The organism is Blastococcus sp. KM273129, assembly GCF_021698995.1.
In the GTDB taxonomy this organism is placed as follows: Bacteria; Actinomycetota; Actinomycetes; order Mycobacteriales; family Geodermatophilaceae; genus Blastococcus.
The window spans coordinates 37,736-62,296 of the sequence record NZ_SSXB01000015.1 but is presented as its reverse complement, the minus strand read 5'-3'; the positions used below and the strand labels follow the sequence as shown (position 1 = coordinate 62,296).

Below are 24,561 nucleotides of genomic sequence, written 5' to 3'. Positions count from 1 at the left end.
GTCGCCCGCTCCCGCAGCTCGTCGGGGTACTTCCTCGGTGCCGCCATGACTCTCATCCTCACGTGGATTGAGAGCCTCCATCAGACCCGGGGCGGGACACCCCGTACGGCGTCTGCACGACCTTCGCAATCGGGTGGCTCGCCATGAACCGCTGCTCACCACTGATGTGGCCGGCCGACTGGCCGACCTCGTCGGGCTCGGTAGCCGCCTGGATTCCCAGATGGGACAGCACCTGCAGGCGACCAGCACGGTGTCCAACCTGCTGGCTACTCGCCCTTGACCTGGGACCCGGTTGAACAGGACCGGTAGGGCTCTGCTGACTGCGGTGATTTCAGCCGGTGGGCGAGGTGGCGCACTAGCACGGAGTTGCGAAGCCGGTTCGGCGTTCTTGTCACAGGCGCGCCCTACCTTCCCCGCCGGAGGGTTCACCAAAGATGCCGGCCATGTGTCGGCGGGGAGGTCGCACATGCGCTGCCGTTCGCAGAACTGCACCCGCGAAGCGGAAACCGCCTGGATCACGGACCGGATCACTCCAGAGGGGCGCAACGAGCAGCTCCCCGTGTGCGGACAGCACCTGGTGCGGCTCGCCAACCGAGAGCCCGTTGAGTGGCGGCCTGAGGACGAGGAGCGGCCAGCCGAGAGCGAGTGGGTGGTGCGAGTGGTGCTGCGCGACGCGCCGGAGCTGTACTACGGCGAGGGAAGTCTCGGTGGCCGATTCACCCGGTTCCGGGGCAGCGCCTACCGGTTTCACTCCGAGGAGTCCGCCCGGTTCGAGGGCTATCAGCTCAAGGAACAGCTACGGAACCGGATCATCGACTTCACCGTCGAGGAGATCACGCGGCCTCGGCGAGTGAGTCCCAAGATTTGATCATGGCGACCTACCGCTGCGGCTCGAGCCGCTACGACCGCGTGCGGGACCCCGAGGACCGCCAGTACGTCGAGTCGGTTCTGCCCGCTGAGCCAGGTCCCGTCCATGCCGTGGCGGTACCATTGCATGAGCGGAAGCCGCTTCGCCGGCCAGTGATCTACGACTCCAGCATGCTGTACCGCGAGGCGGTCTGCGGTGCGCCGGTGAAGGTTGAATACCCGATGGAGTTCGACCCCGGCAGTGACGAGAGCTGCCAGCGCTGCGTCGGCCCGGTGTTGCGCGGCGAGTCGGGCCTCCCGCGTCGTCGGCTTGAAGACAACGACGACGAACCCTAGATGTGCCGCGCGGTGTGTCCCCAGTAAGCCTCCGGCAAATCGGCAGTTGCGCGGATGGCTGTCATCACACGCTGCGCTAGTGCATGCCCCATATCGCCAGGGACCCCTGTGGCATAGCCGACTGGAGAACAACTAGAGGTACGAGCGCCACGTTCGGCGCATGCACACCCCAGCCCCGCATCGGGGATCGAGGCGCGGTCGGATGAGCCGTGACGCGCCGCCGTCGGGATCGATGGCGATCGCGGACCCACTGACTTCCTGTCGGGCACGGCCGATGACGGTCGAGGCGATGCGCGCGGCCGTCATCGCGATCCGCTTAGGGATCTTCGACGACCTCAACGATCTCGACGTCGCTTGGAGAGGCCAGGAGTCGCGCGCTGCGGGTCCCGTCACTGCCTTCCGGCCGGATGCCAGTTCGATCCCCTGGGCAGCATTCGACGTCGGCGACCCTGTCGTCCTGGTTGTTGCCGCTCACGCCGGGGCCGGCGCTTCCACGGTCGCGTTGGCAGTCGCCGAAGGGCTGGCGGAAGCTCGGCGGGTACAGCTGGTCGACTACGCCGGGCCGCTCCGGTCAGGGCTGGCGGCGGCCCCGGCCATCGAGATGGGCGCGGACGGGGACTGGCGAAGCGGTCGCCGCGGTCGACTCGACGTCATCCGCCTTACTCGGAATCCAGCCGACGGAGACCTACCCCCGCTTCCGGAAATCGACGACGCGGCTCGACTGGCGGTGGTCGATTCGGGTTGGTCGCTGACCTGCGCGCTGCTCGACTCACCCGGCTCACTCGCCTGCGGCGCGATGGTTGTCGTCACCCGGGTTACGGTGCCGGGGGTCCGGCAGACCGAGCAGCTGCTCGCCGCCGTCGACGGCGAGGCGGCGGTCGCCGCGGTGGGCCCGGCCCGCTGGCCCCGGCTGGTGGAGGTCAGCTGCGGTCCGCGGCTTGGTGAGTTGCGGTCGCGGGGACAGGTGGTCCCAGTGCCGATCGACCGGCGACTGCAGGTTGCCGGGCTGACCGGCGACAGGCTACCGAAGCCAGTGGCGGCCGCCGGTCGGTCGTTGGCCGCACTCGTGGCCCCGGCGGGGGAGACTCCGTGACCGCCGGACGCAGGAGCACCGCCGTGGCGGTGCGGGCCGCATCAAGCGTCGTGTTCGTCCTTGCCGGGTTCGTCGTGCTGGATGCCGGGCCGGCGACTGCGACGCCGGCCGAAATCAGCGCGGCGGTCTGCCCCGAGGCACCGCCCGGGATGCAGGGCTTCGCCGACGACGTGACCGCCTGGGTGAAGTGGGGCGTGCTGGCGCTGATCGGCATCGGCGCTGTCGTGTCCCTCGGGTCGATCCTCGTCGGGCGGATCTTCTCCCATCCGCATGCCTCCCGGTACGGGGCCATGGGCGTCGCGGTGGTGGTGATGGTGGCCATCGCCTACACGGTCATCCTCGTCATCCTGGACTCGATCACCGGCAGCGGGTGCACGTGATGCACCGCCGCCGAGACGTCCGGGGAAGCGCTATCCCGGAGTGGGGACCTGGTCGACTTCTCACGCTGGTTGTGGTCGCTGCCCTTGTGGCGCTGGCCGTCTTGGCCGGCGTGGTTCTCGCGGTCGTCGGGGTGCTGAGCGAGGAGGAGCCGGGTTCAGCGGACGCTGCGCGACAGCGAGATGGGCTTTCCACGGATACGTCGTCCCGAGATGCCCTGGCCGCGACGCCGATGCCGACCGTCGACCCGGACGACGCGCTGCCAGGTCCGGTGTCGCGGCAGGCCGCGGGTGTCATCGAGTTGCCGCGCACCACGGCCGACGGCCCGGCTGACGTGCCCACCGGCTTTCCCCGCACTCCCGAAGGTGCCCTGGCGCAGTTGGCCGCGATCGACGTGACGGCGATGCAGACCGGCTCGATGGACGGTGTGCGGCGTGTCATCAGCGAATGGGCTGCCCCTGGCGGCCCGACCGCGGAGACGTGGTCCGGGGTGGCTGGCATGGCGAGCCTTCTGTCGGCGGCCGGGCTGTCCAACGCCGGGTCGCCGCAGTTGGCCATCGTTGTCCGACCGGCGATGGGGTTGATCAAGGGAACGGTGGGTCCGCAGTTCGCGGTGGTGTGCGTAAACCTCGAGTTCACCGTCACCGTCGAGCAGACCTCGCGGATCGCGATCGCCGACTGCCAGCGCATGGCATGGGTGGGGGATCGGTGGGTGATCGGTGCCGGGCCGGAGCCCGCGCCGGCGCCGTCGGTCTGGCCGGGTACCGACACCGCGATCGCGGCTGGCTGGCGGGATCTGCGTCATGTCTAGGCCGCAGCCGCGACGGCGGATCCGATCGGCCCGCTTGAGAGCTCTCGTCGTGCTCGTGCTGGCGGCCGTGGGCTGGCTGGCAATCGCCACTCCCGCTTTGGCCGACACGGCGGTGGTGTCGGCGTTCCCGGCCGATCCGTCATCGCCTGAGGAGGCGCTGTCGTGTCTGCCGACCAACCCGTTCTGCGTGATCGGGGAGGCAGCCGGAGCCGTGGTCGCCGACGTATGGATCAGCGCCATGTTGTCGCTGTGGGAGGCCGGGCTGTGGCTGCTGGGCCTGGCCTTCTCGGTCATCGACGCGCTCGCCACCCCTGACCTGTCCGCCGGGGGCCCGCTGGCCGGGGTCTATCCAGTGACCTTCGGCATCGGCGCGGCCGTGGCTGCGCTGATGGCCATGGTGCAACTCGGTGTCGCGGCGGCACGCCGGGACGGGCAGGCCCTCGGCCGGCTGCTCATCGGCCTGCTGCAGTTCGGGCTGGTCTGGGTCAGCTACGTCGGCATCGCGGCGCTGCTGGTCACCGGCGTCTCCGGGCTGATCACCGCCTTGCTGCGCAGCCTGCTCGACATCGACACTCTGGCCGCCTTTGACCCGTCGATCAGCGTGGGCCGCGACGTGGTCGACGGCACGGTTGCCACCGTTCTCGGAGTCAGCTCCATCTTCCTCCTGGTGCCGGCCAGCGTCGGCTACCTGCTGCTGATGCTGGTCCGCGAGGCGGCGTTGATCGTGCTGGCGGCGACCTCGGCCATCTCGGCCGGCGGCCTGTTAGCACAGTCCTCGAGCGCCTGGTTCTGGCGCAGCCTGCGCTGGTTCCTCGCCGCGCTGCTGGTCGCCCCGGTCGCCGTCCTCATCCTTGGTGTCGGCGTCACCATCACCGAGGGCATCGTCAGCGGGGCCGAGGAAACGAGCACAGAGGCAGCGGTCGGCATGGCGGTGGTCGGCTGCCTGCTGATTCTGCTCGGCGCGATCTGCCCGCTGGCGCTGTTCCGGCTGCTGGCCTTCGTCGACCCCGGTACCTCCAGCGGCGCGGCTCTGCGTTCGTCCCTGGCCGCCTCTGGCGGAGTCATGGGCGCACTGGGCAATCTCGGCGGGGGAGGTGGTCGTGCTGCGGGGGCCGCCGCTGTCGCCGCCTCCGGTGGGGTTGCGGCCTCCGGAGCCGCGGCAGAGCTGGTTGGAGACCGCGCGCAGGGGGAGTCGATAGCCGACGCCGCGACCAGTGGTCGCTTCGCCGGCGCGCTGGGTGCGCTGACAACGGGCACCTCCACGGCCGGCCGTCTGGCCGCTGGGGTGGCCGCCTCGGCGGCCGACGTCCTCTCTGGAGCTGGCATCGGACACACCGCGCCCTACTACGGGCAGTCAGTTCGGGGCCGGGCTTCCGTGGCGGGAAACGGGCACGCTCGCGCAACCGCGCTCTCACGACAGGACGACGCGTCGCCGCGTCTGGACGGGGACGGCCAAGACGCCCTGACTCCTGATCCGCTGTGGTCGTCCCTCGCGGACGGCGCAGCGGCTGTTGGCTGGCCCGCGGAGCGGGCCAACGGCGCCGGACGCGGCGGGTCTGCCCAATCCGACTCCCCCGCTCCGCGGGGGCGGCCTGACTCTCCTGCCGACGACGGTGCCGCATGAGCGCACACCGCTACGGCGAGTACGCCAAGGACGTCTCCGGCTGGTTCCTCGGGATGACCGGCGCGCAGCTGGCCCTGGTGACGCTCGCCGGCGTCCCGGCGCTGCTGGCCCTGAACGGCCAGGCCTGGGGGTTGTTCGTCGGCTGGCTGCCGGTGTGGGCGCTGCTGGCCGCCGTGCTGCTGGTGCCCATCCGGGGCCGTGCCGCCGGCCGCTGGTTCGGCGACCTCTGTCTGCACGCGATCGGAGGAGCCATGGGCTGGGCGGCGTTCGGCTCACGGGCCGGAGCGGGGACGGCCGACGACCTGTCCGAGGCCGACCTGCCGGGAGTGCTCGCCGGAATCCGCACTCACGACGGGCCGCCCTTCGGGCAGCTGTTCACCCGGCCGGTGATCGTGCAGAACTGCGCCGCACGGACCTGGGCAGCGGTGGCGTCGATTGCCCATCCCGGCATCGGGCTCGCCGAGGCGGGCGAGCGGGACCGGATGGGCGCCGGCCTGGCCGAGATGTGCGAGCTCGCCGCCCGCACCGAGCTGATCGACGTGCTCGTCCTGCAGGTGCGCACCGTGCCCGACGACGGCGCGGAGCGCGCCGCCTGGGAACGCGCTCACACCCACCCTGACGCGCCGACGCTCGCCGCGCGGGTCAACGCGCTGCTGGGCGCAACGCTGACGCCGGCCGCGGTACGGACCGAAGCGTTCGTGACCGTCGTGGTCGGCGAGGGACGGATCGCCCGGGCGGCGAGGGAGTCCGGCGGGGGCGTGGACGGCCGGGCCCGGGTCTTGCACTCGGTGATGGCAGAGGTCGAGGCCGCGCTCCGTGGACCCGTCGGCTGCACGACGGTGTCCTGGCTCGACTCCGCACAGCTCGCCGCCGCGGTGCGCACCAGCTTCGCCCCGGGTGACCGTGGCGAGCTGGTCGCCGCCGACCTGGCGGCCGCCTCCAGCCAGCAGTTGGCCACCGGGGTGCCGATGGCCGCCGCGGCACCCACGATGGCGCGCGCCGAGGTGCGGCACTACCTGCACGACGCCTGGGCGTCGGTGACCGACACGATCCTGCTGCCCGACTCCGGTGCGGTGCTCGGCGCGCTCGCCCCGGTGCTCGTGCCGACGGTGGCGGGGGAGCGGCGCTGCCTGACCGTCTTCCTCGACCCGCTGCCGCTGACCCGGGCGACCCGGGTGGTCAGTCGGGAGCAGATGAGCGCCACCACCGGCAACGAGATGCGCGCCCGGATGGGTTTCCGGCAGCGGGCCCGGCAGCGGCGGGACACCGAGCGGGTCGGTGCCGCCGAGGAGAAGCTCACCGCCGGCCGTGCTCTGGTGCGCGTCGCCGCGGCGGCCTGCGTCACCGTGCCGGCGACGTGGCCGGTGGTCGAGCACGGCCGCCGGCTGTCCGCCTCGGTCCGGGCCGCCGGCTTCGTGCCGCTGCGACTCGACCTGGCGCAGGACTCCGCCTTCGCCGCTGCCGCCATTCCCCTCGGCGTTGGGCTGCCGGACCGCAGAGGCCGAGGATGAGCCGCCGTCCCTTCCGCCGTGGCCGGGACGTCGCTGTCCTGCTCGACGACTTCGGCCACCGGCTGCCCGCCGTGCCCGCGGTCGAGACCGCGGCACGGGAACGGGGGCCGTTCACCCAGCTGGTGCCCCGCCGCGGCCCCCGCGGACGTGGTCGTGGCCGAGCGGCGGCGCTGGCGCCGCTGTCGGTGTGGCGGATGACGTCGGAGCAGACGCCGGTGGTGTGGCCCCTGATTGCCACCTCGGGCCTACCGCCCACCGGCGCACAGATGGGACTCGACCTGCTGTCCGGCGGAGCGTTCTACTGCGATCCGGTCGGCTGGGTCACCGACGACGATCTCCCGGTCACCAACCCCAACGTCGTCGTCTTCGGCAAGCCCGGCCGCGGCAAGTCCGCCACCGTCAAGGCCTTCGCGCTGCGGATGCTCGCCTACGGCTATCGCACTCTCATCCTCGGGGACACCAAGGACGAGTACGAGCCCCTCTGCAGAGCACTCGGCGTGGAGCCGTTCGTCATCGGTCACGGCCTGCCGACCCGGGTGAACCCGCTGGCCTTCGGCCCGCTCGGGCACGGCTGGGACCGCCTCGACGCCGCCGAGGCCCGGCGCCGCGAGGCGCTCCTGTTCGCCCGGTGGCTGGTGCTGCTGCGCGGCCTGATCGGCTCGCAGGCGGTGCCGTTCGGCCCGGTGGAGGAGACCGCGGTCGGGGAGGCGCTGCGGCTGCTCACCGGCTACCGCTCGGGCGCCACCCGGCTGACCGAGCCCACCATCCCGCAGCTGTGGCGGGCACTCGACGAGCCTCCCGACGAGCTCGTCGCCGGCTGCCGCTACGCCGACCGGCGGCACTTCATCGACGCCACCCGCACTCTCCGCGACGCTCTCGGCGCCCTGGTCAAGGGCTCCCTGGCCGGGTTGTTCGACGACCACACCACCATCGCCGTCGACTGGCGCGCCCCGATCCAGTCGCTGTCGCTGTCCCGGGTCGAGCCGCTCGGTGACCAGGCCGTCGGCATCGCGCTGACCTGCCTCAACTCCTGGGGCCAGGCGATGCGCGAGATCGCCGAGCCCGGGGACCTGCGCATCGTCATCCGCGACGAGACGTGGCGGCAAATGCGCCTGGGTGCCGAGGCGATGAAGAGCCTGGACGCCAACCTCCGGCTGTCCCGCCGCGACGCCGACGTGCAGATCCTGCTGGCGCACAAGCCCTCCGACATGCTCACCGCCGGGGACGCGACCTCGCAGGCGGTCGCCATCGCCCGAGACCTGCTGCACCTGTGCGACGTCAAGGTGCTGCACGGGCAGGACCAGGCCGTCGGCGACGAGCTCGGGGGCCTGCTCGGCCTGGCGCCGATCGCCCAGCGCGTGGTCACCGGCTGGGCGGTCGCCGGCAAGGGCCGCGCACTGTGGCTGGTCGGGGATCGGGCCTTCAAGGTGCAGACCGTCCTGACCGAGCCCGAGCTGCGGCTGACCTACACCAACGAGGCCCTCACCGCCGGAGGCCCGCGATGAGCGGGACAGCGGAGTCCATCGCACGGGCGTACGCGGAGAGATGGCTGTGGAGGGCCGTTGCACCAGCCGCCGTCCCGCTGTTCGCCGGGCTCACCCTGCTGCTCATACCTCTGGCGGTCATCGCGGCCCCCGAGACCCGGACGGCGGCCGCGTCGTCGGCCTGCTCGATCGGCGGCACCGGCGCCACCGTCGCCGGCATCGAACTGGACGCCGTCCAGATGGGCCACGCACAGACCATCGTCAACGTCGCCGTAGCGCAAGGACTCGAGCCGTATGCGGCCACCGTGGCGCTGGCCACCGCCTACCAGGAGTCCCGGATCCGGATGCTGGCCAACGACGGCAGCAGCTCCGAACTCACCGCCGAACAGGCCGCGGTGACGGCCACCAGCCTGCAGTACGCGCACGACGGCCTCGGCTCCGACCACGACAGCGTCAACACCTTCCAGCAGCGCTGGATCGCCGGCTGGGGCACCGTCACCCAGCTCATGGACCCCGTCTACGCCGCCGCCGCCTTCTACGACCGGCTGGCCGATGTGCCGAACTGGAGGACCATCCCGCTCACCCAGGCGGCCCAAGCGGTGCAGATCTCGGCCGCCGGCGGCGCCTACGCCCGCTGGGAGCCGCTCGGCCGCGAGCTGACCGGCATGCTGTGGCCGGCCGCCCAGGGGACCGCGGCCAATCCGGCCGGCGCCGCGTCCGGCGTCTGCCCGGACCTGCCGGTCGCCGCCGGGACCTGGATCCGGCCCAGCGCCGGCTCGGTGACCTCCGGTTATGGGCTTCGCTGGCGCACCCTGCACGCCGGGGTCGACATCGCCGGCCCCCGCGACAGCCCCGTCTACGCCGCCGCCGGCGGGACCGTCATCACCGCCGCCTGCACCAGCGCCTACTGCGACCGCGACGGCGGCCTGGGGCTGGCCGGCTACGGCAACCTCGTCGAGCTCGACCACGGCGGCGGGGTGACCACCCGCTACGGGCACCTCTCGGCCTACACGGTGACTGCGGGCCAGCACGTCAGCGCCGGGACGCTGGTCGGCTTCCAGGGATCCACCGGCAACAGCACCGGTGTCCACCTGCACTTCGAGGTCCGCCAGGACGGCGCGGCGATCGATCCGGTGCCGTGGCTGGCCGATCGCGGCGTCGACCTGAGTGCGCCCAACCCGGGCTGACCTGCTCGTGCCCCCTTTCCGGCCCAACAGGAGGAGCCATGCAAAGGACGACGTACGGACGGCGGCGATGACCGGCGTAGGCGCGCGCGCAGACGTGGGCCCGGCGAGCTGGGAGGTCCCAGCCGCAGCCGTCCTCGCCTGGCTGGCCGCCGCCGGGCTGCTGCTGCCCGTCGGCCGCGGAGTGGCCGCCGTGCTCGCCGGCGGCGGCTGGGTCTGGCCGACCGATGGCGCCGCCCTGGCTGCCTCGGTCGGTGGCCTGCTGGCCGGCGATCCGGACACCGGCCTCGACGCGACTCAGGCGGCGGCGCTGCCCGGCACCCCCGCCGTCTACGCCGTCATCGGCGTCCTGCTCCTCGCCTTCCTCGGCGCCAGCGGAGGTGCCGTCTGGGCCGGCCGGCGGGTGCTCGGGACGCCGACCGGAATGGCCGACCGGAACCAGGTCGAGCAGGTCCTCGGCCGTTCCCGGCTGCGTCGCGCCGCTGCCGTGGTCCGGCCCGACATGCCCGCTTCCGCGGGTCGAGCCGGACGGTCCGTCGAGCCGCACGCCGTGGGCTGGCGACTGGGTGCCTGCGCCGTCCCCGCCGGGGGAGAGCTGTGGGTGCCCTTCGACCGGACCGCCGGCGTCTACGGCCCGCAGGGCTCGGGCAAGACCCTGGACCTGCTCGCCCCGGCGCTGCTGGACGCGCCCGGGGCGGCCGTCGTGACGCTGACCAAGGCCGAGGACCTGCTGCTCACCCTCGACGCCCGTGCCGACGGCGGGCGGCCGGTCGCCGTGTGCGACCCGTTCGGCTCGGTCCCGGGAGTGCCCGAGTTGCTGTGGGACCCGGTCGCCGGTTGCGCAGATCCGATGGTCGCCGAGCGTCGGGCCAAGGCATTCACCGCCGGCACCGTCGCCAGCGCGGTCACCGGGGGGGTCTCTGACGGCGCGGCTCGCTTCTACGCCTTCGAGGCGGCCAAGGTCTTGCAGGCCTACTTCCACGCCGCCGCGCTGACCGGTGGCACGGTCGAGCACGTCCTCGAGTGGGCGGCCCATCCGCAGGCGGCGACCGCGCCGGCCGACATCCTGCGCGGCCACCCGCAGGCCGCGCCCTTGTGGGACGGGCTGCTGCACGGCGCCCTGCAGGGCGATCCGCGCACCGCCGGGAACACCGCCACGACCGTGCAGCAGGCACTGTCCTTGTTCTTCCAGGCCGACATCCGCCGCCGCTGCACTCCTGGGCCCGGCCGTCCGGCCGCCGACGTCGCCGGTCTGCTCGCCGCCGGCGGCACCGTCTACCTGCTCGGCCGCGACGACCCCTACGCCTCGGCGTCCCCGCTGCTGACCGCGCTGGTCGAGCACGTGCTCGACACCGCGCTACAGCTCGCCGCCGGCTCGCGGACCGGCCGACTGTGCCCGCCGCTGCTGGCCTGTCTGGACGAGCTGCCGTCCACCGCGCCGCTGCCCACCCTGCGCACTCGCATGGCCAACGACCGGGCACTGGGCGTCAGCTACATCTACGCCGCCCAGACCTGGCGGCAGCTGGTGTTGCTCTACGGCGAGCACGAGGCCCGGGCCCTGTTCGGCCTCACCAACGTCGTGATCGCCTTCGGCGGCGGCAAGGACGGCGATTTCTACCGCGAGCTCTCCGAGCTGATCGGCCGGACCCGCGTGCGCCGCTCCTCCTACAGCTACCGGGGAGCGGGCTGGTCACGATCTACGCACGGCGAGGACACCCCCGTGCTGCGCCCGGAGGAGATCCGCCTGTTGCCGCCCGGCCGGGCGCTGGTGCTCGCAGAGAACGCGCCGCCGCTGATCGCCCGTCTGACCCGGTGCCTCACGGGGCGCCGCGGCGCCGCGCTCCTGGCCGCCCAGGCGGCCGCCCGCGACCGGGTTGTGGCCGCGCGCGGCCGCGGCACCGGGGGAGGGGAGCACGCCCGCCGCCCCTCCGAGGCGACGGCTGAAGCCGCAGGGACCATGCCCGCGAGTTGGGAGGCGTCGTGACCGAGATCCTCCTGGCGCCCCCGTTTCCGCGACCGCCACGCTGGGTCCGGCACGCGCTGGAGATGCTGCGGCAGGCCGAGCTGTCCGGGCTCGAGCCATCGGCCTACGGGCTGCTCGACCGGCCGTGGGACCCAGCGACCTGCTCTCCCCAGGTGCGCCGGGAGCTGTGGTCGTGGATCGACGACGTCGCCGGCTGGCTCAACCACACCTACGCCTGGCAGACCACGCACGTCGTCCCCTCCTGCTGGCCGGCCCACCCGGCACTGGTCCGCGAGCTCGCAGTCATCGCGTGCATGCGGGCCGCGGCGGCCGACGCCACGGTTCCCCATCCGATGGAGGAGTGGCACCGCTACGCCCTGCCCGGCTTCTACGCCCGCATGAACGAGCGACAGGGCCTGGGCTGCCCACCCGGTCGACATGTCGACTGGCCCGCCCGGTCCTGGGACGCCGACTACCGCACTCCGTCCGCTGTTGCGGAGCGGCGCCGCCGCTTCGACGCCGACACCGGAGATCAGCCATCTCGCAGCGCACCGGACGCGGTCGCCCCGGACGGCGACGAAGGAGATGTCTCGTGACCGAGGCTCCCCACACCGGCCGTCCGGACCGTGACTGGGTCACGCTGCTCGGCGGTGTGCGGGTCAGCCGGCAGTGGATGACTCGACATACTCCAGGGCTGCTGGCCGCGTGGCTCGACGCCGCGACCGCGGCTCGGCGGCGGTCCATCGCGGCAGAGATCGTGCGCATCGCGGCCGAACTCGAGAGCGAGCCGGTCGTCGGTGATGGCGAGCCCGGGTGCTCGGAGTGGGAGGCCGTCGCCGAACGGATCGACCCGCGTCTTCTGCTTGGTCCGGACTGGCGGCCCCTGTCCGCAGCCCTCACCCGCGCCGCGGCCGCCGGCTACGACGTTCCCTCCCGGCTGCCCGCCCTCGCCGCCGCCCCGCTGCCGGACCGGCATCCGGCGCGGGAGCTGCACTGGCGACTGCTCGACGACTGCCCGGCCGCCCTGCCCGTTCCCGATGCAGACGGCGGACCAGTCACGCCGCCGCCCAGATAACCGGTCGTGCACAGCCCCGCCGCGATCCACAGGTTGATCGCCACATCCCCACTCACCGGCCGCGGCGACCCAGCCTCGGCGCAGTCCACCAAGTGAAGGAGAGCCGCCGTGACCGTCGAGGCGAGCATCGACCCGCTCAGCTACGCCGCCTCCCTGCTCGACGCCGTCGGCGCCGACCGAGAGCAAGTCCCCGCACACATCGCCCTGGAGTGCATGCAGGCCGCCGAGTTCCTCGAGCTGGCCGGTGGGCACGCAGAACCTGTCCCGCTGGTCGACAACGACCCCCGCGCCAGCATCCGCGCCGCAATGGGCGCGCTCGGCCTGGTCGACCGGGAGACCTTTGCGACCCGCTACGTCATCGACGCGGCCCGCGCAGCCCGCCGCGCCCTGCGACAGCTGCGTTGATCATGGCCACCAGCCTGCAGCAGCTGCTCGACGCGCTCGCCGAACGCACCGCGGCGCCGACCACCGTCGCGGCGATCGAGGACGTCACCGGAGCGATGGCCCACCTCGGCCGCGCCATCGCTGGCATGACCCAGGACGGGCTCACCGCTGGCGTCAGCCGCCGGCAGCAGACCGCCGCCCAGCTGACCGCTGCCTGCACGACGGTGGGCCGGCTCTGGCCGCGCACCGGCGGACCGCTGACCGACCTGGCCGGCGCGGCCGCCGACGTGATCGGCCGCGACCGCGCCAGCATGGGTCGCGGCCACCGGTGGGCGGTCACCGTCGAACTTGCCGAAGCTGCCGACCACTGCGCCCGGCTGGCGCACCGGCTGCTGCCGCAGGCTGCGGTCGCCGAGCTGGCCGCCGTCCGGAGGCTGGCCGCAGCCGTCGAGCGCGACGCCCAGGCCGACCCGCCGACGGCCAACGGCGCGGCCGTCCTCGATCGCCTGGTGCCCGTGTCCGGCCTCCCACGAGCCGGCGAGAAGCTGGCCGCCGTCGATGCCGCGGCGGCGCTCACCGCCGCGCTGGACAGAGCCCTGCGCACCGACGGCCTGGCCCTGCGCGGCTTCCGCGCCGCTGTCGCCGCCGCCGAAATCACGAGCGACTGCGCCGCGTCCGTCGTAGCCGCTGCGGCGGGTCACGAAGGCATGCGGCCCCTGCTGACAGCCGTCGCCTGGGAACTCACGGGCCGGATCAGCATGACCTTCGAGGATGGCCACCGAGCCGGGCCCACTGACCCTCACGGCGTCGTTCCTTGGGCGCGCACCCTCGCCGACACGCTTCGCAACGACTTGGGGTCCAACGCCGACCTCAGCGCGCTCCGCGACCGAGGCGACCTCCCGCGCTTGACCCGCACGGTCCAGGAGGTGACCAACCAGCTTCCCGTCCTCGCCGACCGACTCGTCGCGGCCGTCGACCGTTGGTCGCGGACCGGCCGACTCTTTGCCGCCGCCCGAGACCTGCCGCGCATGGAGGACATGCCCGAGGACCGGGTGCGGGACGTCATCGCCGGCCGCCGCGTACAGGCCCGCGGCGCTGATCTCGACCGCCTCGGTCGCGCGCTGGCCTCGGCCGGCGCACTGTCGAGCAGCCTGGCCGCTGCGGTCAACCGTGCCGCGTCCCCGGCCACTCCGAGTCAGCGCCACCTCGCCGGGCACTACGCCGAGCGGGCTCGAGCGCCCGGCGCTGGCGAGCGCCTGCTCAGCCACGCCGACAACGTGGCCGAGGCCATCGCAGGATCCCGGTGTGTGCAAGGGATCAACACCCCGGCGCCAGGCGCAGGCGGCCTGGCCGCTACTGACTAGTGAGGGCTCCGCGAATACGCTCCCAGAGCTTCCGGCGGGGCGGCTCGGGTCCGGAGCGGCCTTCGGCGTCGCATCGGTGCGTCGTGGTGGTGTGGCGGCCTTGTTCACCTCGTGCTGCCGTGGGCAGAACCGGCAGCCTGATGGCCAGACGCGCTGCGCTCTCCTCACTCCGACACCTGGGAGCAGGGGGCTCGACCACCTTGATGCCGGCGTTCGTCAACATGCCTAGGTCGAGCCGCCACTGATTCGTCGACCGCCTGTTCCACAGCGCGAAGGCCCGGTCGATGTGGGCGTCCACCTCGACGGCCGACCAGCCGTTGACCGCCCGAAGGTGGGCCTTTGCCTCGGCGGAGGTGCTGGTGACCTCGGCGAAGCCGAAATGCGTCGCCCGGTGGCAGGACCAGCACAGCGCGATCAGGCGCCGCAGCGTCTGGGTGTAGGTAGTCTCGTCGTACTCCCAGCGCTCATGGGCTTCCAGGCGTTGGCGCTCGCGGCCGCGCGGAGCGCCGCAGGCCTCGCAGCGGTTGCGGGCCCGCCGGTAGACCATGGACCGGAGTGCGTCCCACTGGCTTGCCTCGACGCAGCTGCGGACGTTTGTGAACCAGCACGTCGAAGGCACCAGGTCGACGAACAGGCCTTGGCCGAAGCTGCGGTCCTCCCCAGGCAGGAGCTCCGGTATCCGGGGCTCCCAGCGCGCCAGTTGCGGCACCAGTGCCTCCTGCGGCGCGTACCAGCGACGAACGTCGGGATCCCAGCGCGCGCCGGCCGACTTGGCGGCGTCCTTCTCGCCATAGGGCACATCGAGCCATAGGCGCTCGGCCATCCCGACACTCCGTACTACTCGGGGGCCATGACTATGCAACAGGGGCCCGACAAGACCGTGGCCAGACGCATGGCGTCGGGGGCAGCGGACCGTGTGGGGAACACGGGGATCAGCGATGCCCGGAGTCCGATCGTCCATCCTCCGGCGTGCGTCGCAAGCCGATCCGCTTGTGGGACGTCCGCACACGCCGATGAGCCGCTTCTACTCGGGTGTTCCTTCTAGGTCGCCCGTGCCTTGAGTCGGCCCTAGCCGTCGCGGCGACGCGCGCCAGCCATCGCGGCGACGAACTTGTCAGCCCCGGGAGGCACCATCGCCCTATGTCCGACCTCATGGCGATCATGTCGCAGGCCGCCCAAGAGATGACCCTGTCGCTTGCGAAGATCCGCACGGCGTTGGATCACAACCTGAGCAAGGGCGAGGCCGCGGAGGAGTCCGTCCGGTCGTTCTTTCGGCGGTACCTGCCTGCGTCGCTGGGCGTCACCAAGGGCCAAGTGATCGACAGTAAAGGCCAGCGCACACGGCAGTTGGACGTGATCATCTACGACGTGGCGCGCACGCCCATGCTGTTCTCCAGCGATGAGGACGGGCACCGCCTCGTGCCAGTGGAGGGCGTCCTGGCTGTGATCGAGGTGAAGACGAAGGTCGGGCCCAGCGACGCGGAGGGCATCGTCAAGAACATGCTGAGCGTCAAGCAACTCAGCAAGTCGGCGTACTTCCCTCAGGGGAGTATCCAGCGCGTGGTCACGTCCTACGGACGGCAGTGGGACCACACTCCGACTCTCTACGCTCTCTTCGCGCTCGAGTCGGGTGACCTCAAGAAATTCAACACCGCACTGAAGTCCCATATGACTACCCTGCCCCTCTGGGAGCGGGTCGACATCGGCTGCCTCCTCTCTAAGGGCGTGCTTGTCAACGAACAATTGGACGGGATGATCGCCACTGTCGGGTCATCGGGAAGCAGCCTCAAGGTCTACGAGTCGCCGAACGCCCTGCTGATCTTCTACTTGATGCTTTCCGAGCAGCTGCTGCAGACCGACACACGTCCGATAGCCGTCAAGAACTACATACCACAGGACCTTCGACTCTGACGATCACTCTTATCAACTCTGCATCTAATCTAACGGTGAGTTGTCGATTCAGGGAGTGGACCGAGCGATCCGCGTGCCAGGCTGTTCTGAGGGTCATTCGGAGGGTCGGCGAAGAGGGAGCCTTCACCGTTCCCAGCCGAGCGGATTAATTTCCTGAGTCCGAGGACCGTGCCCGGATGAGGGATCCCCCACCGGCACGTACTGGTCTGCGGCATCTGCAGACTTTTGCCAGATGAACTTCTTAAGGACCGAGGACGGGGCTGAGGCAGAGGCATCGCTCAGGACAGATGCGTTGCATCAGCGGTCAACTAGATGGCGCAGAGACCTTTGACGAGCCCTAGTACACGCGGTAGCCCGACCGACCCGAGCAAGGATATCCCCAGGGATCCTTGTGCGGATTCAGTCTGGTGCGGCTCGTCTTGCGGGTGAAGCGCTTCCCGCAGTATGAACACTCGACCGTATACGTCACACGCCCAGAACTTGGCAGGGCTCGGCCAGCCGCGCGGAACCGAGAGGAACTGCGTCCGGCGAAGCTGCTGACCCCTCCGCGCGTAGGCGCCTTGGACAACTCGACTTGGTACCGCGGTTGGAAGGCGATATCCGTGTTAGCCATGCCCTGAATACCGCTACGAAGGAACGACTTGATCCCCGGGCCAGTTCGTCCACCAGTGCGGTCGTACGCCCAGAAGTACTCCTGGGCCACACCGTCGCTGCGCCTAACGGTGTAGGCGAGCGAATACGGCTCCACCAGCCGCTCGCGCCCCTGATAAACGAGGCGCAGAAGGGTGAGGTCAGTGGCCGCCTGCAGGATGGCGTTACGTAGTTGGGGCGGGAAGTAGGCAGGAGCGTGTTCTGCGCCGTACCTGAACGGAACAAACAGACTGGCGACGCCGGCTTTGAGTGTTTCGAGAGCATGGTCGAAGGAGAACAGAGACGCCTTTGGGCACACAATCTTCGACCAGTATTGACTCAACAGGTCGAGTGGCGTGTTGATCAGGAGGTCCCGCGCGGTGACGGGGCTCCGCTCGAAGGCACTCTTCCGAAGGAAGGTGTGCACCACCTCTCCCCTATTCACGGGCAGATCCGACCTTACGAAGAGCCCATATACGAGGTCGAAGAGGTCATAGGCATACCTGCGCGTGATGAGACAAGTCAGCTTGTCTGCCAGTGCTTCCTCCAGTTTCACGACCCGGACGTCGACGGCACAGTCGGCGGCATCGGAGTACGGGTGGATCAAGCTGCGGGTTTGAACGGGCAAGCGCAGGCGGTCGCCCTCAGTGACATCCAGGCGGACCCTGAGCGTCAGGTGGTCCGCATTGCCGCTGAAGTCGTTGAAGTACAAGCGCATCTTGTAGACGCGCTTACGTGCGTCGATGTGCTGCTCCTTGACGAGGGCGTTGCGGTCAAGATCGAACCGGATGCCCGTTCTGGCGTGCACGAGTCTGCAAACAGAGTTGAACCGGGTGAGTAGCTGCTCGGGATCAAGGACCCCCGGCGTCGAGAAGTCGAGGTCGTCTGAGAATCGTGTCTCAGGCAGCCAGGCCTTACGGAGAGCGTTTCCGCCCTTGAGTACGAGTCCGTTGCTGGACTCCTCCTGGTAGAGGCCGCTGAGGAGCCAGCCGAAGACGTAGTCACGCTGTACGTTGCTGATATGGAGTCCGAACTCCTCGGACTTCTCAACCAGTTCCTCCCGCTCGATCAAGGTTCGCTCCGGCGTGGTCGGCACGTTCTCTTGGCATCAGGGTCGCACCGGACGCCTCCCCTGGACGCCGCGGCTCCCGGGGCGCCGAGCGGCCGAGGCCGAGAGCCGGCCAGAGGCTGGACGCCCTTCGCGGCAGAAGCGGACATCCGTCGACTGGCCCGAACCGCCCGATGGGCGGAGGCGGCGGCGTACACCGCTGAAGGGGTCTCGCCCGGGAGGGGCTGCCCTCAGCCGGGTTGACTCGTCGGCGGGGTCGGGTCGCGGTTGCGGCCGAGCTAGCTCTGTCAGACCACCTGGGCACACTTGCTGCGTGGTCAAGATGAACCCCAGTGAGGCGCGGGAATTCTGGAAGGCGCTGATGGACAATGCGTCAGCCCTCATCTCCGACGCACACGTCCTGCTTAGCGCAGAGTCGTACGGCCGTGCGGGGTCCCTCACCGTCCTGGCACAGGAGGAGCTCGGCAAGGCACTCTGGATCTACGCGGCGTTTGAGAAGGCTTGGAGCGAAGGCGACGAGACACCCCGCAGCGTGGATGCACTGAAGCAGCACGGCCGTAGCCACACGAAGAAGTATCTGGAAGCCATCGTATTCGGAGACGAGCTTGCCTCGTTCTGGGGTGACTACAGCGCTATGCGTGATGGAAAGCGGGACGGTGAGACGTGGGAACAAGCGTCGGAACGACAGCAGAAGCAAGCTGAAGTTACGGCGACCGACGCCAACCTGGCTAAGCAGCGCGGCTTCTACGTCGACCGAGATAGCAGCGGCGCTGTGTTGTCGCCGACGAGCATCGGGCCAGGAACCATCGCTGAGGTCCTCCAGACTGCCGCGCAGGTAGTTGAGATGCTGCTCATTCGCGACCACAGCCGCATGAAGATGGAAGCTGTTACGCCGTACGACAGCACGCACGATCAGCAGTTCCGTCTGCTGCCAATCTCCCATCCCGAGGGTTGGACTGCAGCCTCCGATGCATTCAAGAGGACGCAGTTGCCCGGCAGTCCAAGCGTGGACCGCGGCGGGGAGCCCGACTGACGAAGAAGTCATCTGCCGCTGAGCGCGGGGCGCTGCCAGTCCGTAGGCCGAACGGTTACCGGGAATGGTGCAGGTCAGTCGGGGTGGCTTGCGGCGGGCGTCCCGGTAGACCCTTCCGGTGACGATCTTCGAAGGGGGACGCCAGCTGGGACATTTGCGCCGGGCCGGTCGTCGATCTGTGAGGCGGCGCGGTGGTCCGTTCGGCTCCCAGCACTGCGTTGTGGACGGTGCCGGGCGGGACGCCGAGGGTCTGGGTGACTCGGTCGATGTGTGCCAGCCAACGGCTGGGTGGCAGAGCCGTGATGATGGCGCCAACTTGCCGCAGTGTCGCGCGGAGGTCCGCGGGGTTCCTGTCGAAGCACGCGGCGTCGAGAAAGGCGTCGGCGAGGCTGATCGCGGTGTCGATGGCGCTGCGCAGCGCGCTGGCGCCGTCTCGGTAGAGGAGGTCGGCGGGATCAAGCCCGTCGGGTAGGGCGAGGCGGCGCGGGTGGTCGCCGCGGTCGGTGAGCAGCCAGAAGATCCGCTCGGAGGCCTGCTGCCCGGCCGCGTCGTTGTCAGTGGCCACCAGGACCCCGGGGCCCTCGGCCTGAATGTGCGGCCGGAGCAGGTCGGCCTGCTGATCGGTGAGCGCGGTGCCGAGGGTGGCGACGCCAACGGCACGGCCGTCGGTGGCCAGGGTGAGGGCGATCGCGTCCAGCGGTCCTTCGACGAGGGCCAGGGCGGCCCCGGCCGCCAGCCCCGGCTGGGCCTCGTGCAGTCCGAGCAGGTGCTCGCTCTTGCGGTATAGGTCGGTCGTCGGGGTGTTGAGGTACTTGGGACCGGTGCGGCCGTCGTCGGTGGCGGCGGGGTTCCGGCGAGCAACGAAGCCGCGGATCGCGCCGTCGGTGTCTCGGATCGGGAAGGTGAGCCTGTCGCGGAAGCGATCGATCAGCCGGCCGGTGGACGCACGCGAGGCCAGCCCGGCGGCCAGCAACTCCTTGTCGGTGGCCCCCGAGCGCCGAAGGTGGTCGGTCAGGGACGTCCAGCCGGCCGGGGCGTATCCGACGGTGAACCTGGAGTCGCGGGCGGGATCGGTACCCAGCCGCTCGCGCATGTAGCCGGGCGCCCAGGAGCCGGAGTAGTGGGCGGTGAAGAAGGCTGCGGCCTGGGTGTTGAGTTCGATGAGCCGGTCGCGCCCTACGGCCGCGGTGGCCCAAAAGTGCTGCTCGAGCAGGTAGTCGGCCTCGTCGGCGCCGCCCGGGCCGGCCGCGGTGAACGGGTCGGGGGTCAGGAAGGTCGGCTCCGCCATTTGGGACGGCGGCGAGGCGTCGTCCCGGTCGGGGGTGTCCTCGGGCGGCAGGTCGGCTAGCAGCGGGTCGTCCGCGCTGATCCACACCGGCGCGTCGGGTTGGGGGAGGAGGTGGGCGTCCTCGGGTGGCCGCAGATCGTTCGGGAGCGGTTCGGCGGTCTGGACCGGGGCGGGGTCGGTGAGCGCGGTGACGCGGAACACGAGCGCCTCGATCACCGCGCCGGCGGCGAGCATGCCGGGCAGGCCGGTCGCGGCGGTCGCAACCAGCTCGTCGGCGTCCCATCCGGCGCGGATGGCGGCGGAGACCGCCGCCACCAGCGCGGGCCAGGCCGGGTCGACCAGTGCACTGCCCTCCGACTCCTGGGGAAGTTGCCGGAGCAGGGCGGGGTACCAGTCCGGGCGGGGCGCGGGCGTGCAGGCCTGCGCGTGAATGGTGGCCGGTCCGAGGTGCGGGGCCAGCCGCCACCAGAGGGCGGCGGCGGGCAGGTCGTCGGGCAGCGGCCGTCCGGCGGCGAGGGCGGTCATCAGCCCCGCGGCGTCGAGGCCGGCGCGGTCGGCGGTGGCGAGCCGGTCGGCCAGGGCCGGCCAGTGCTCGTCACGTCGGATGCGGGGGTCGATGCCGTCGGCCAGCGCGGTCCAGGTAGACGTGCCCCGCGACGGGAGCACGGTGGACAGGACCCGGTCGAGCCGGCGCTGGTGGGTGCGTTCGGCGGCGGCGGGCCGTTGGGGGCCGGTGGGCCGCCGCTCGGTGTCGGGGATGTCCAGGGCGGACCGCCACACGGCGAGGTCCGCCCGCAGTGGTGACGGCGCGGTGTCCAGCAGCGGCTGGGCCCAGCCGGGCGCGGTGGCCGCCGTCCAGGTCCCGGCGGCCCGGGCCACTTCGTCGGCGCGCCCGGCGACCTGCTCGGCCCGGGCGGCCAGGTAGGGCCCCCAGTGCGGGTGGTCGGCCAGCGCGGCCGGGACGGCGGGCAACCAGGGCAGCGGCCCGCCGGCGGGGGCGGCCGGGTGCTGGGGGTGCAGCCGCCAGTCCAGGACGGCGGCGAGGTCGGCGGCGCTGCCCAGTTCCCGGCCGGCGGCGGCGTCGCGTAGGGCGGTGAGCGGGTTGGTGCCGGACAGGGCGGCCAGCGCGAGGCGGGCGCGCAGCGTGGGCCAGGCCGGTGCGCTGGTGAGCCCGGCGTGCAGACGCTCGGCGGCGTTCTCCAGTTCTTCTCCGGCCTGCGGGCCGAGCGTGTGGTCGGCGGCGAACTGCAGCGCGTCGGTGTATCGGGCGGCCGCGTGGGCCAGGAGGGTGGCGGGCTGCGCGGCGGCCCGCCCGGCCGTGGTGGCCGAGGTCTGCGCGCCATCGCGGACCAGGATGGCGGTGAGCAGGTCGGTGGCGGTCGGCGGGCACACCGCGGCGGGGGTGATGACGCTGTGCGGGTCGCCGTCGCCGACGGTGGCGAGGTAGAGGTGGTTGGCGGTGCGACCGCGGGTGAGCGCCACGTACAGCAGCTGCCGGCTCTCGGTCCCGGAGAGCACGGTGTGGCTCGCCTCGGCGGTGTGCCCCTGGGCGGCGTGCACGGTGCTGGCGTAGCCGAGCTGCACGTGCTCGCGCACGTAGCCGGCGGGAAGGGTGATCCGCCGTCCGGTGACGGCGTGGGCGACGTCCACGCGGCCGTCTGAGCTGACGCCGGTGACGGTCCAGCGGTCGCCGTTCTTCACCCAGTCGGTGGTGGTGACGCGCAGCGTGCGGTCGTTGCTGCGGGTGATGACGGCGTCCCCGGCGCCGGCTGCGGTGCCGTCGGCCAAGCGCACTTCGGGACCGACCGGGGATGCGGTGTCGGCCAGCCGGTCGGCGCGGGCGCGGGCGTTGAGCTGGGTGGCCAGGTCGCGGGTGGGGGCCAGCAGCAGCGCGTCGAGGCCGCGGGCGCGGTCGGCGGCCCAGGCCGCATACGCTTCGTCGGCGCAGGTGGACAGGTCCCCGACGTGCACCCGGTGGTGGTCGAGGTAGAAGCCCAGGCCGATGGTGTCGCCGTCCCGGAGGGCGACGGTGGCCGCGGCCTCGGCCGGGTCGGTGAAGCGGACCAGTTCGGTGAGGGTAGCCGCGCCGTGGGTGGCGGCGATGTCGCGCAGCACGCCGCCGGCGGCGACGGAGGCCAGCTGCCGGTCGTCGCCGATCAGCCGGAGGCTGCCACCGCGACCCAGCACGTACTCCACGGCTCGGGCCAGCTCGAGAGTTCCGGCCATGCCGGCCTCGTCGACCACCACCAGGGAGCGCGGGCCGATACCGGCCGCCCAGTCCGGAAGGCGGCCGGTGTCGAGGCAGGACACCAGCTTGGCCAGGGTGTCGCAGTGCCCGCCGAGGCCGGCGCGCAGCGCGGCGGTGGCGGCGGCCGACGGCGCCAGCCCGAGGACGATGCCGCCGTCGGCGGTCCAGGCCCGGGCCAGGGTGGCCAGCGCGGTGGTCTTGCCCGCACCGGCCGGGGCGAGCGCCAGCTGCAGCCGGGCGCCGCTGCCGGCCAGCTCGCGGACCAGCTGCGCCTGTCCGGGGTGGAGCTCGGCGCCGTTGGCGCTGGTCTCCAGCAGGGCCAGCCCGACCGTGCCCGGGTCGGCGCGGCGGCCGCCACCCTGACCGGCGGCGGTGACCAGCCGCGCCTCAGCGTCCAGGATCGCCCGGCTGGTGTAGAGCCGGGCGCCGGCCACCGTGTAGACGCTGGCCCCGTCGCCGCGGCGCAGCTCCGGCGGCTCGTCGACCGGGTCGATCTCGCCGAGCGGCACCGACCAGGCGGGGGAGAGGACGGCGTCGGTCAGCCGATCGACGGCGGCGTCCACGTCCTCCGGCGCGAAGGCGGCGGCGCGGACCATCCGCTCCGCCTCAGCGGCCACGTGCCAGACCTGCCAGGTGGCCCGCTGGGCACTGACGGTGTCCACCACCCGGGCGGCCGCCGCGGCCACCCAGCCGTCGGTCAGCCGGGGAGTGGTTCCCCGGGCCGGCCGGAACAGCGCGTCGTCCATCATGCGGGACAGGGCAGCTGGCGAGCCGAGAACCGCGACCGCCTCGGACCGCCACGCCTGCCGCTGATCGGCCAGCGAGCGCGGCTCGTGCTTGGGATCCCGAGTCTCCAGCGTCGCCTGCTTGGCCAGCACGATCGCCTCAACCGTCGTCGGCGGGCGGCCGTGGTCCTGCTGGAAGTCGGCGGCCAACTCGCCGCGGCGGACATCGATGGCCCGGCGCCGTGTGGACCACGCGGCCAGCAGACCGGCGTCTATGCCGACAATTTCGCGTACCGGTCGCTTGCCGGGCTCGCTATCGGGCCGTGCGGCGAACCGCACACCGAGGCGGCCGACCATGTGGGTCTCCAGTCTCGTGTTGTATCGCTCGGAGGCAGCGGTGATGGCCTTGTGCAAGACCCGCCCGTCCAGCGCCCGCCAGCGGCCGTCGTGGGTCTGCACCTTGTTGCTCACCGCTACGTGCGTGTGCAGATCCGGGTCCCCCGCGCGCGACTCGCGGTGCGTGAACACCGCGGCCACCAGCCCGATGGTCTCCACCTGCCGGACGCCGCCGTGGCCGAGCCGGGTGAAGGTCGCGTGCTGCTCGAGCCACGCGAGAACGTCGGCGACAGCGGCGGCATGCGCAGCCTCGATCTGCTCGGCCATGTCCTGGGACGCCAGCGCCCAGAGCGCCGAGACGGACTTGACGGGCGAGAAGGTCAGGTCGTAGCCGGCAACCGCCGTCGTCGCCGGTCGGGACGCACGGGCGATGAAGCCCGACAGCTCCCGGGCATCGGCGGGCGGACGGCCGTGAGCCTCGGCGAACATCAACCGGCCCATCGCGCTGCGAATTCGCGCGCGTTCCTCTGTTGGGATCGGAGCGCCGAGTTCAGCGCCGCGGGCAGCATTGAACTCGGCGTACCTGCGAGCGCAGCGTGCGGGGAACCCGTTGGAGTCGGCGGCGAAGATCAGGAAGGGGTGGCCGAGTGCGCCGGCCGCCCGTGCCTCCTCGGCGCTACAGCCCGCCGCGAGGGCCTCCCTCTCCAGCCGGTGGGCGTCCGGATGCCGCCCCTGGCCGAAGAGGGCTTTCATCTGCTCCTCGCCGACCGGTTGCCCATCCGACACGCCAATCAGGCCGGCCAGACCGCCCCCGGCCCACGCGCCGGGAAACTCACCGCGCCGGGAGTAGTAGTCGCCCAACCCCACGTGACCGCGTTCTGTGCTGTCGACTGCCGCCACCTGACGGGTGAGGTACGTGTAGCCGTCTCCGGCGGTCAGCTTGTGCAGTGACATCACGTCCGCGGACGGTAGGAAGGCGGCCTCCAGCCTCCATGCAGTAGTTCTCCAGTGCACCCTTCCCGCCAGCGGCGTCCGCCCTGAGCAACGCTGGATCGGCGCCGCTGATGGTTCCTGTCTTAGGAGGACGTTGCTCGGCGGTGAGGGCCCGCGTTGCTTATGCGCGGGGAGCAGGCCCTCGACCGGCGGTGCAGAAGGTGTGTGGCACTTGATCTTGCTCTTCTCCAGTGACGTGACGCTGGCCGGAAGAGGTCGCGACGGCGGTTCGCACTGGCAGCCAGAGCCGGATG

Annotated in this window: 19 protein-coding genes; 16 read left to right on the top strand and 3 right to left on the bottom strand. The window is 71.6% G+C overall.

Features of this window, described 5'->3' with window-relative positions:
* Positions 1-466 precede the first annotated feature (466 nt).
* The 14 genes from E9565_RS06910 (at position 467) to E9565_RS06845 (ending at position 14,074) form a co-directional block, all read left to right on the top strand.
* Entirely contained in the window at positions 467-868 is a 402-nt protein-coding gene (locus E9565_RS06910; protein ID WP_236834397.1) for a hypothetical protein, read from the top strand.
* Between the two features lie 2 nt (positions 869-870).
* Positions 871-1,203 (top strand): hypothetical protein, encoded by a 333-nt coding sequence (locus tag E9565_RS06905; protein ID WP_236834396.1) that lies wholly within the window; start codon positions 871-873, stop codon positions 1,201-1,203.
* Between the two features lie 274 nt (positions 1,204-1,477).
* The gene (locus E9565_RS06900; protein WP_236834395.1) at positions 1,478-2,296 is read left to right on the top strand and encodes a hypothetical protein; all 819 of its coding nucleotides are present in this window, start codon (positions 1,478-1,480) and stop codon (positions 2,294-2,296) included.
* A gap of 23 nt (positions 2,297-2,319) precedes the next feature.
* Complete coding sequence (locus E9565_RS06895) at positions 2,320-2,676, top strand: hypothetical protein (protein WP_236834394.1); 357 nt, start codon at positions 2,320-2,322, stop codon at positions 2,674-2,676.
* A gap of 86 nt (positions 2,677-2,762) precedes the next feature.
* The gene (locus tag E9565_RS06890) at positions 2,763-3,485 is read left to right on the top strand and encodes a hypothetical protein (RefSeq protein WP_308196098.1); all 723 of its coding nucleotides are present in this window, start codon (positions 2,763-2,765) and stop codon (positions 3,483-3,485) included.
* 49 nt (positions 3,486-3,534) lie between these two features.
* Positions 3,535-5,109, top strand: coding sequence for a hypothetical protein (locus E9565_RS06885; protein WP_236834393.1), 1,575 nt, complete (start codon positions 3,535-3,537; stop codon positions 5,107-5,109).
* Positions 5,106-6,620 (top strand): SCO6880 family protein, encoded by a 1,515-nt coding sequence (locus tag E9565_RS06880; protein ID WP_236834392.1) that lies wholly within the window; start codon positions 5,106-5,108, stop codon positions 6,618-6,620. Before E9565_RS06885 ends, E9565_RS06880 begins: the two co-directional genes overlap by 4 nt.
* Entirely contained in the window at positions 6,617-8,125 is a 1,509-nt protein-coding gene (locus E9565_RS06875; protein ID WP_236834391.1) for an ATP-binding protein, read from the top strand. Before E9565_RS06880 ends, E9565_RS06875 begins: the two co-directional genes overlap by 4 nt.
* On the top strand, positions 8,122-9,291 hold the full coding sequence (locus tag E9565_RS06870) for a M23 family metallopeptidase (RefSeq protein WP_236834390.1): 1,170 nt from the start codon (positions 8,122-8,124) through the stop codon (positions 9,289-9,291). The genes E9565_RS06875 and E9565_RS06870 overlap by 4 nt, the downstream gene beginning before the upstream one ends.
* Positions 9,292-9,358: 67 nt before the next feature.
* Positions 9,359-11,272, top strand: a complete 1,914-nt coding sequence (locus E9565_RS06865) for a type IV secretory system conjugative DNA transfer family protein (protein WP_236834389.1) — start codon at positions 9,359-9,361, stop codon at positions 11,270-11,272.
* Positions 11,269-11,847, top strand: a complete 579-nt coding sequence (locus tag E9565_RS06860) for a hypothetical protein (RefSeq protein ID WP_236834388.1) — start codon at positions 11,269-11,271, stop codon at positions 11,845-11,847. Before E9565_RS06865 ends, E9565_RS06860 begins: the two co-directional genes overlap by 4 nt.
* The gene (locus tag E9565_RS06855) at positions 11,844-12,326 is read left to right on the top strand and encodes a hypothetical protein (protein ID WP_236834387.1); all 483 of its coding nucleotides are present in this window, start codon (positions 11,844-11,846) and stop codon (positions 12,324-12,326) included. The genes E9565_RS06860 and E9565_RS06855 overlap by 4 nt, the downstream gene beginning before the upstream one ends.
* Positions 12,327-12,434: 108 nt before the next feature.
* Entirely contained in the window at positions 12,435-12,731 is a 297-nt protein-coding gene (locus tag E9565_RS06850) for a hypothetical protein (protein ID WP_236834386.1), read from the top strand.
* Between the two features lie 2 nt (positions 12,732-12,733).
* Positions 12,734-14,074 (top strand): hypothetical protein, encoded by a 1,341-nt coding sequence (locus E9565_RS06845; RefSeq protein ID WP_236834385.1) that lies wholly within the window; start codon positions 12,734-12,736, stop codon positions 14,072-14,074.
* On the opposite strand, the gene E9565_RS06840 is transcribed toward E9565_RS06845, so the two are convergent.
* The gene (locus tag E9565_RS06840; RefSeq protein WP_236834384.1) at positions 14,064-14,897 is read right to left on the bottom strand and encodes a DUF5710 domain-containing protein; all 834 of its coding nucleotides are present in this window, start codon (positions 14,895-14,897) and stop codon (positions 14,064-14,066) included. The genes E9565_RS06845 and E9565_RS06840 overlap by 11 nt on opposite strands.
* 317 nt (positions 14,898-15,214) lie before the next feature.
* On the opposite strand from E9565_RS06840, the gene E9565_RS06835 reads away from it, so the two are divergent.
* Positions 15,215-15,985, top strand: coding sequence for a DUF6602 domain-containing protein (locus tag E9565_RS06835; RefSeq protein ID WP_236834383.1), 771 nt, complete (start codon positions 15,215-15,217; stop codon positions 15,983-15,985).
* 337 nt (positions 15,986-16,322) lie between these two features.
* Here the strand turns inward: E9565_RS06835 and E9565_RS06830 are convergent, their stop codons facing one another.
* Positions 16,323-17,687 (bottom strand): nucleotidyl transferase AbiEii/AbiGii toxin family protein, encoded by a 1,365-nt coding sequence (locus tag E9565_RS06830; RefSeq protein WP_236834382.1) that lies wholly within the window; start codon positions 17,685-17,687, stop codon positions 16,323-16,325.
* 319 nt (positions 17,688-18,006) lie between these two features.
* Here E9565_RS06830 and E9565_RS06825 point away from each other — a divergent pair, with 319 nt between their 5' ends.
* The gene (locus E9565_RS06825) at positions 18,007-18,717 is read left to right on the top strand and encodes an AbiV family abortive infection protein (RefSeq protein WP_236834400.1); all 711 of its coding nucleotides are present in this window, start codon (positions 18,007-18,009) and stop codon (positions 18,715-18,717) included.
* 55 nt (positions 18,718-18,772) lie between these two features.
* On the opposite strand, the gene mobF is transcribed toward E9565_RS06825, so the two are convergent.
* Positions 18,773-24,268 carry a MobF family relaxase gene (gene mobF / locus E9565_RS06820; protein ID WP_236834399.1) on the bottom strand — a complete coding sequence of 1,832 codons (5,496 nt, stop codon included), beginning with the start codon at positions 24,266-24,268 and terminating at the stop codon, positions 18,773-18,775.
* Positions 24,269-24,561 lie beyond the last annotated feature (293 nt).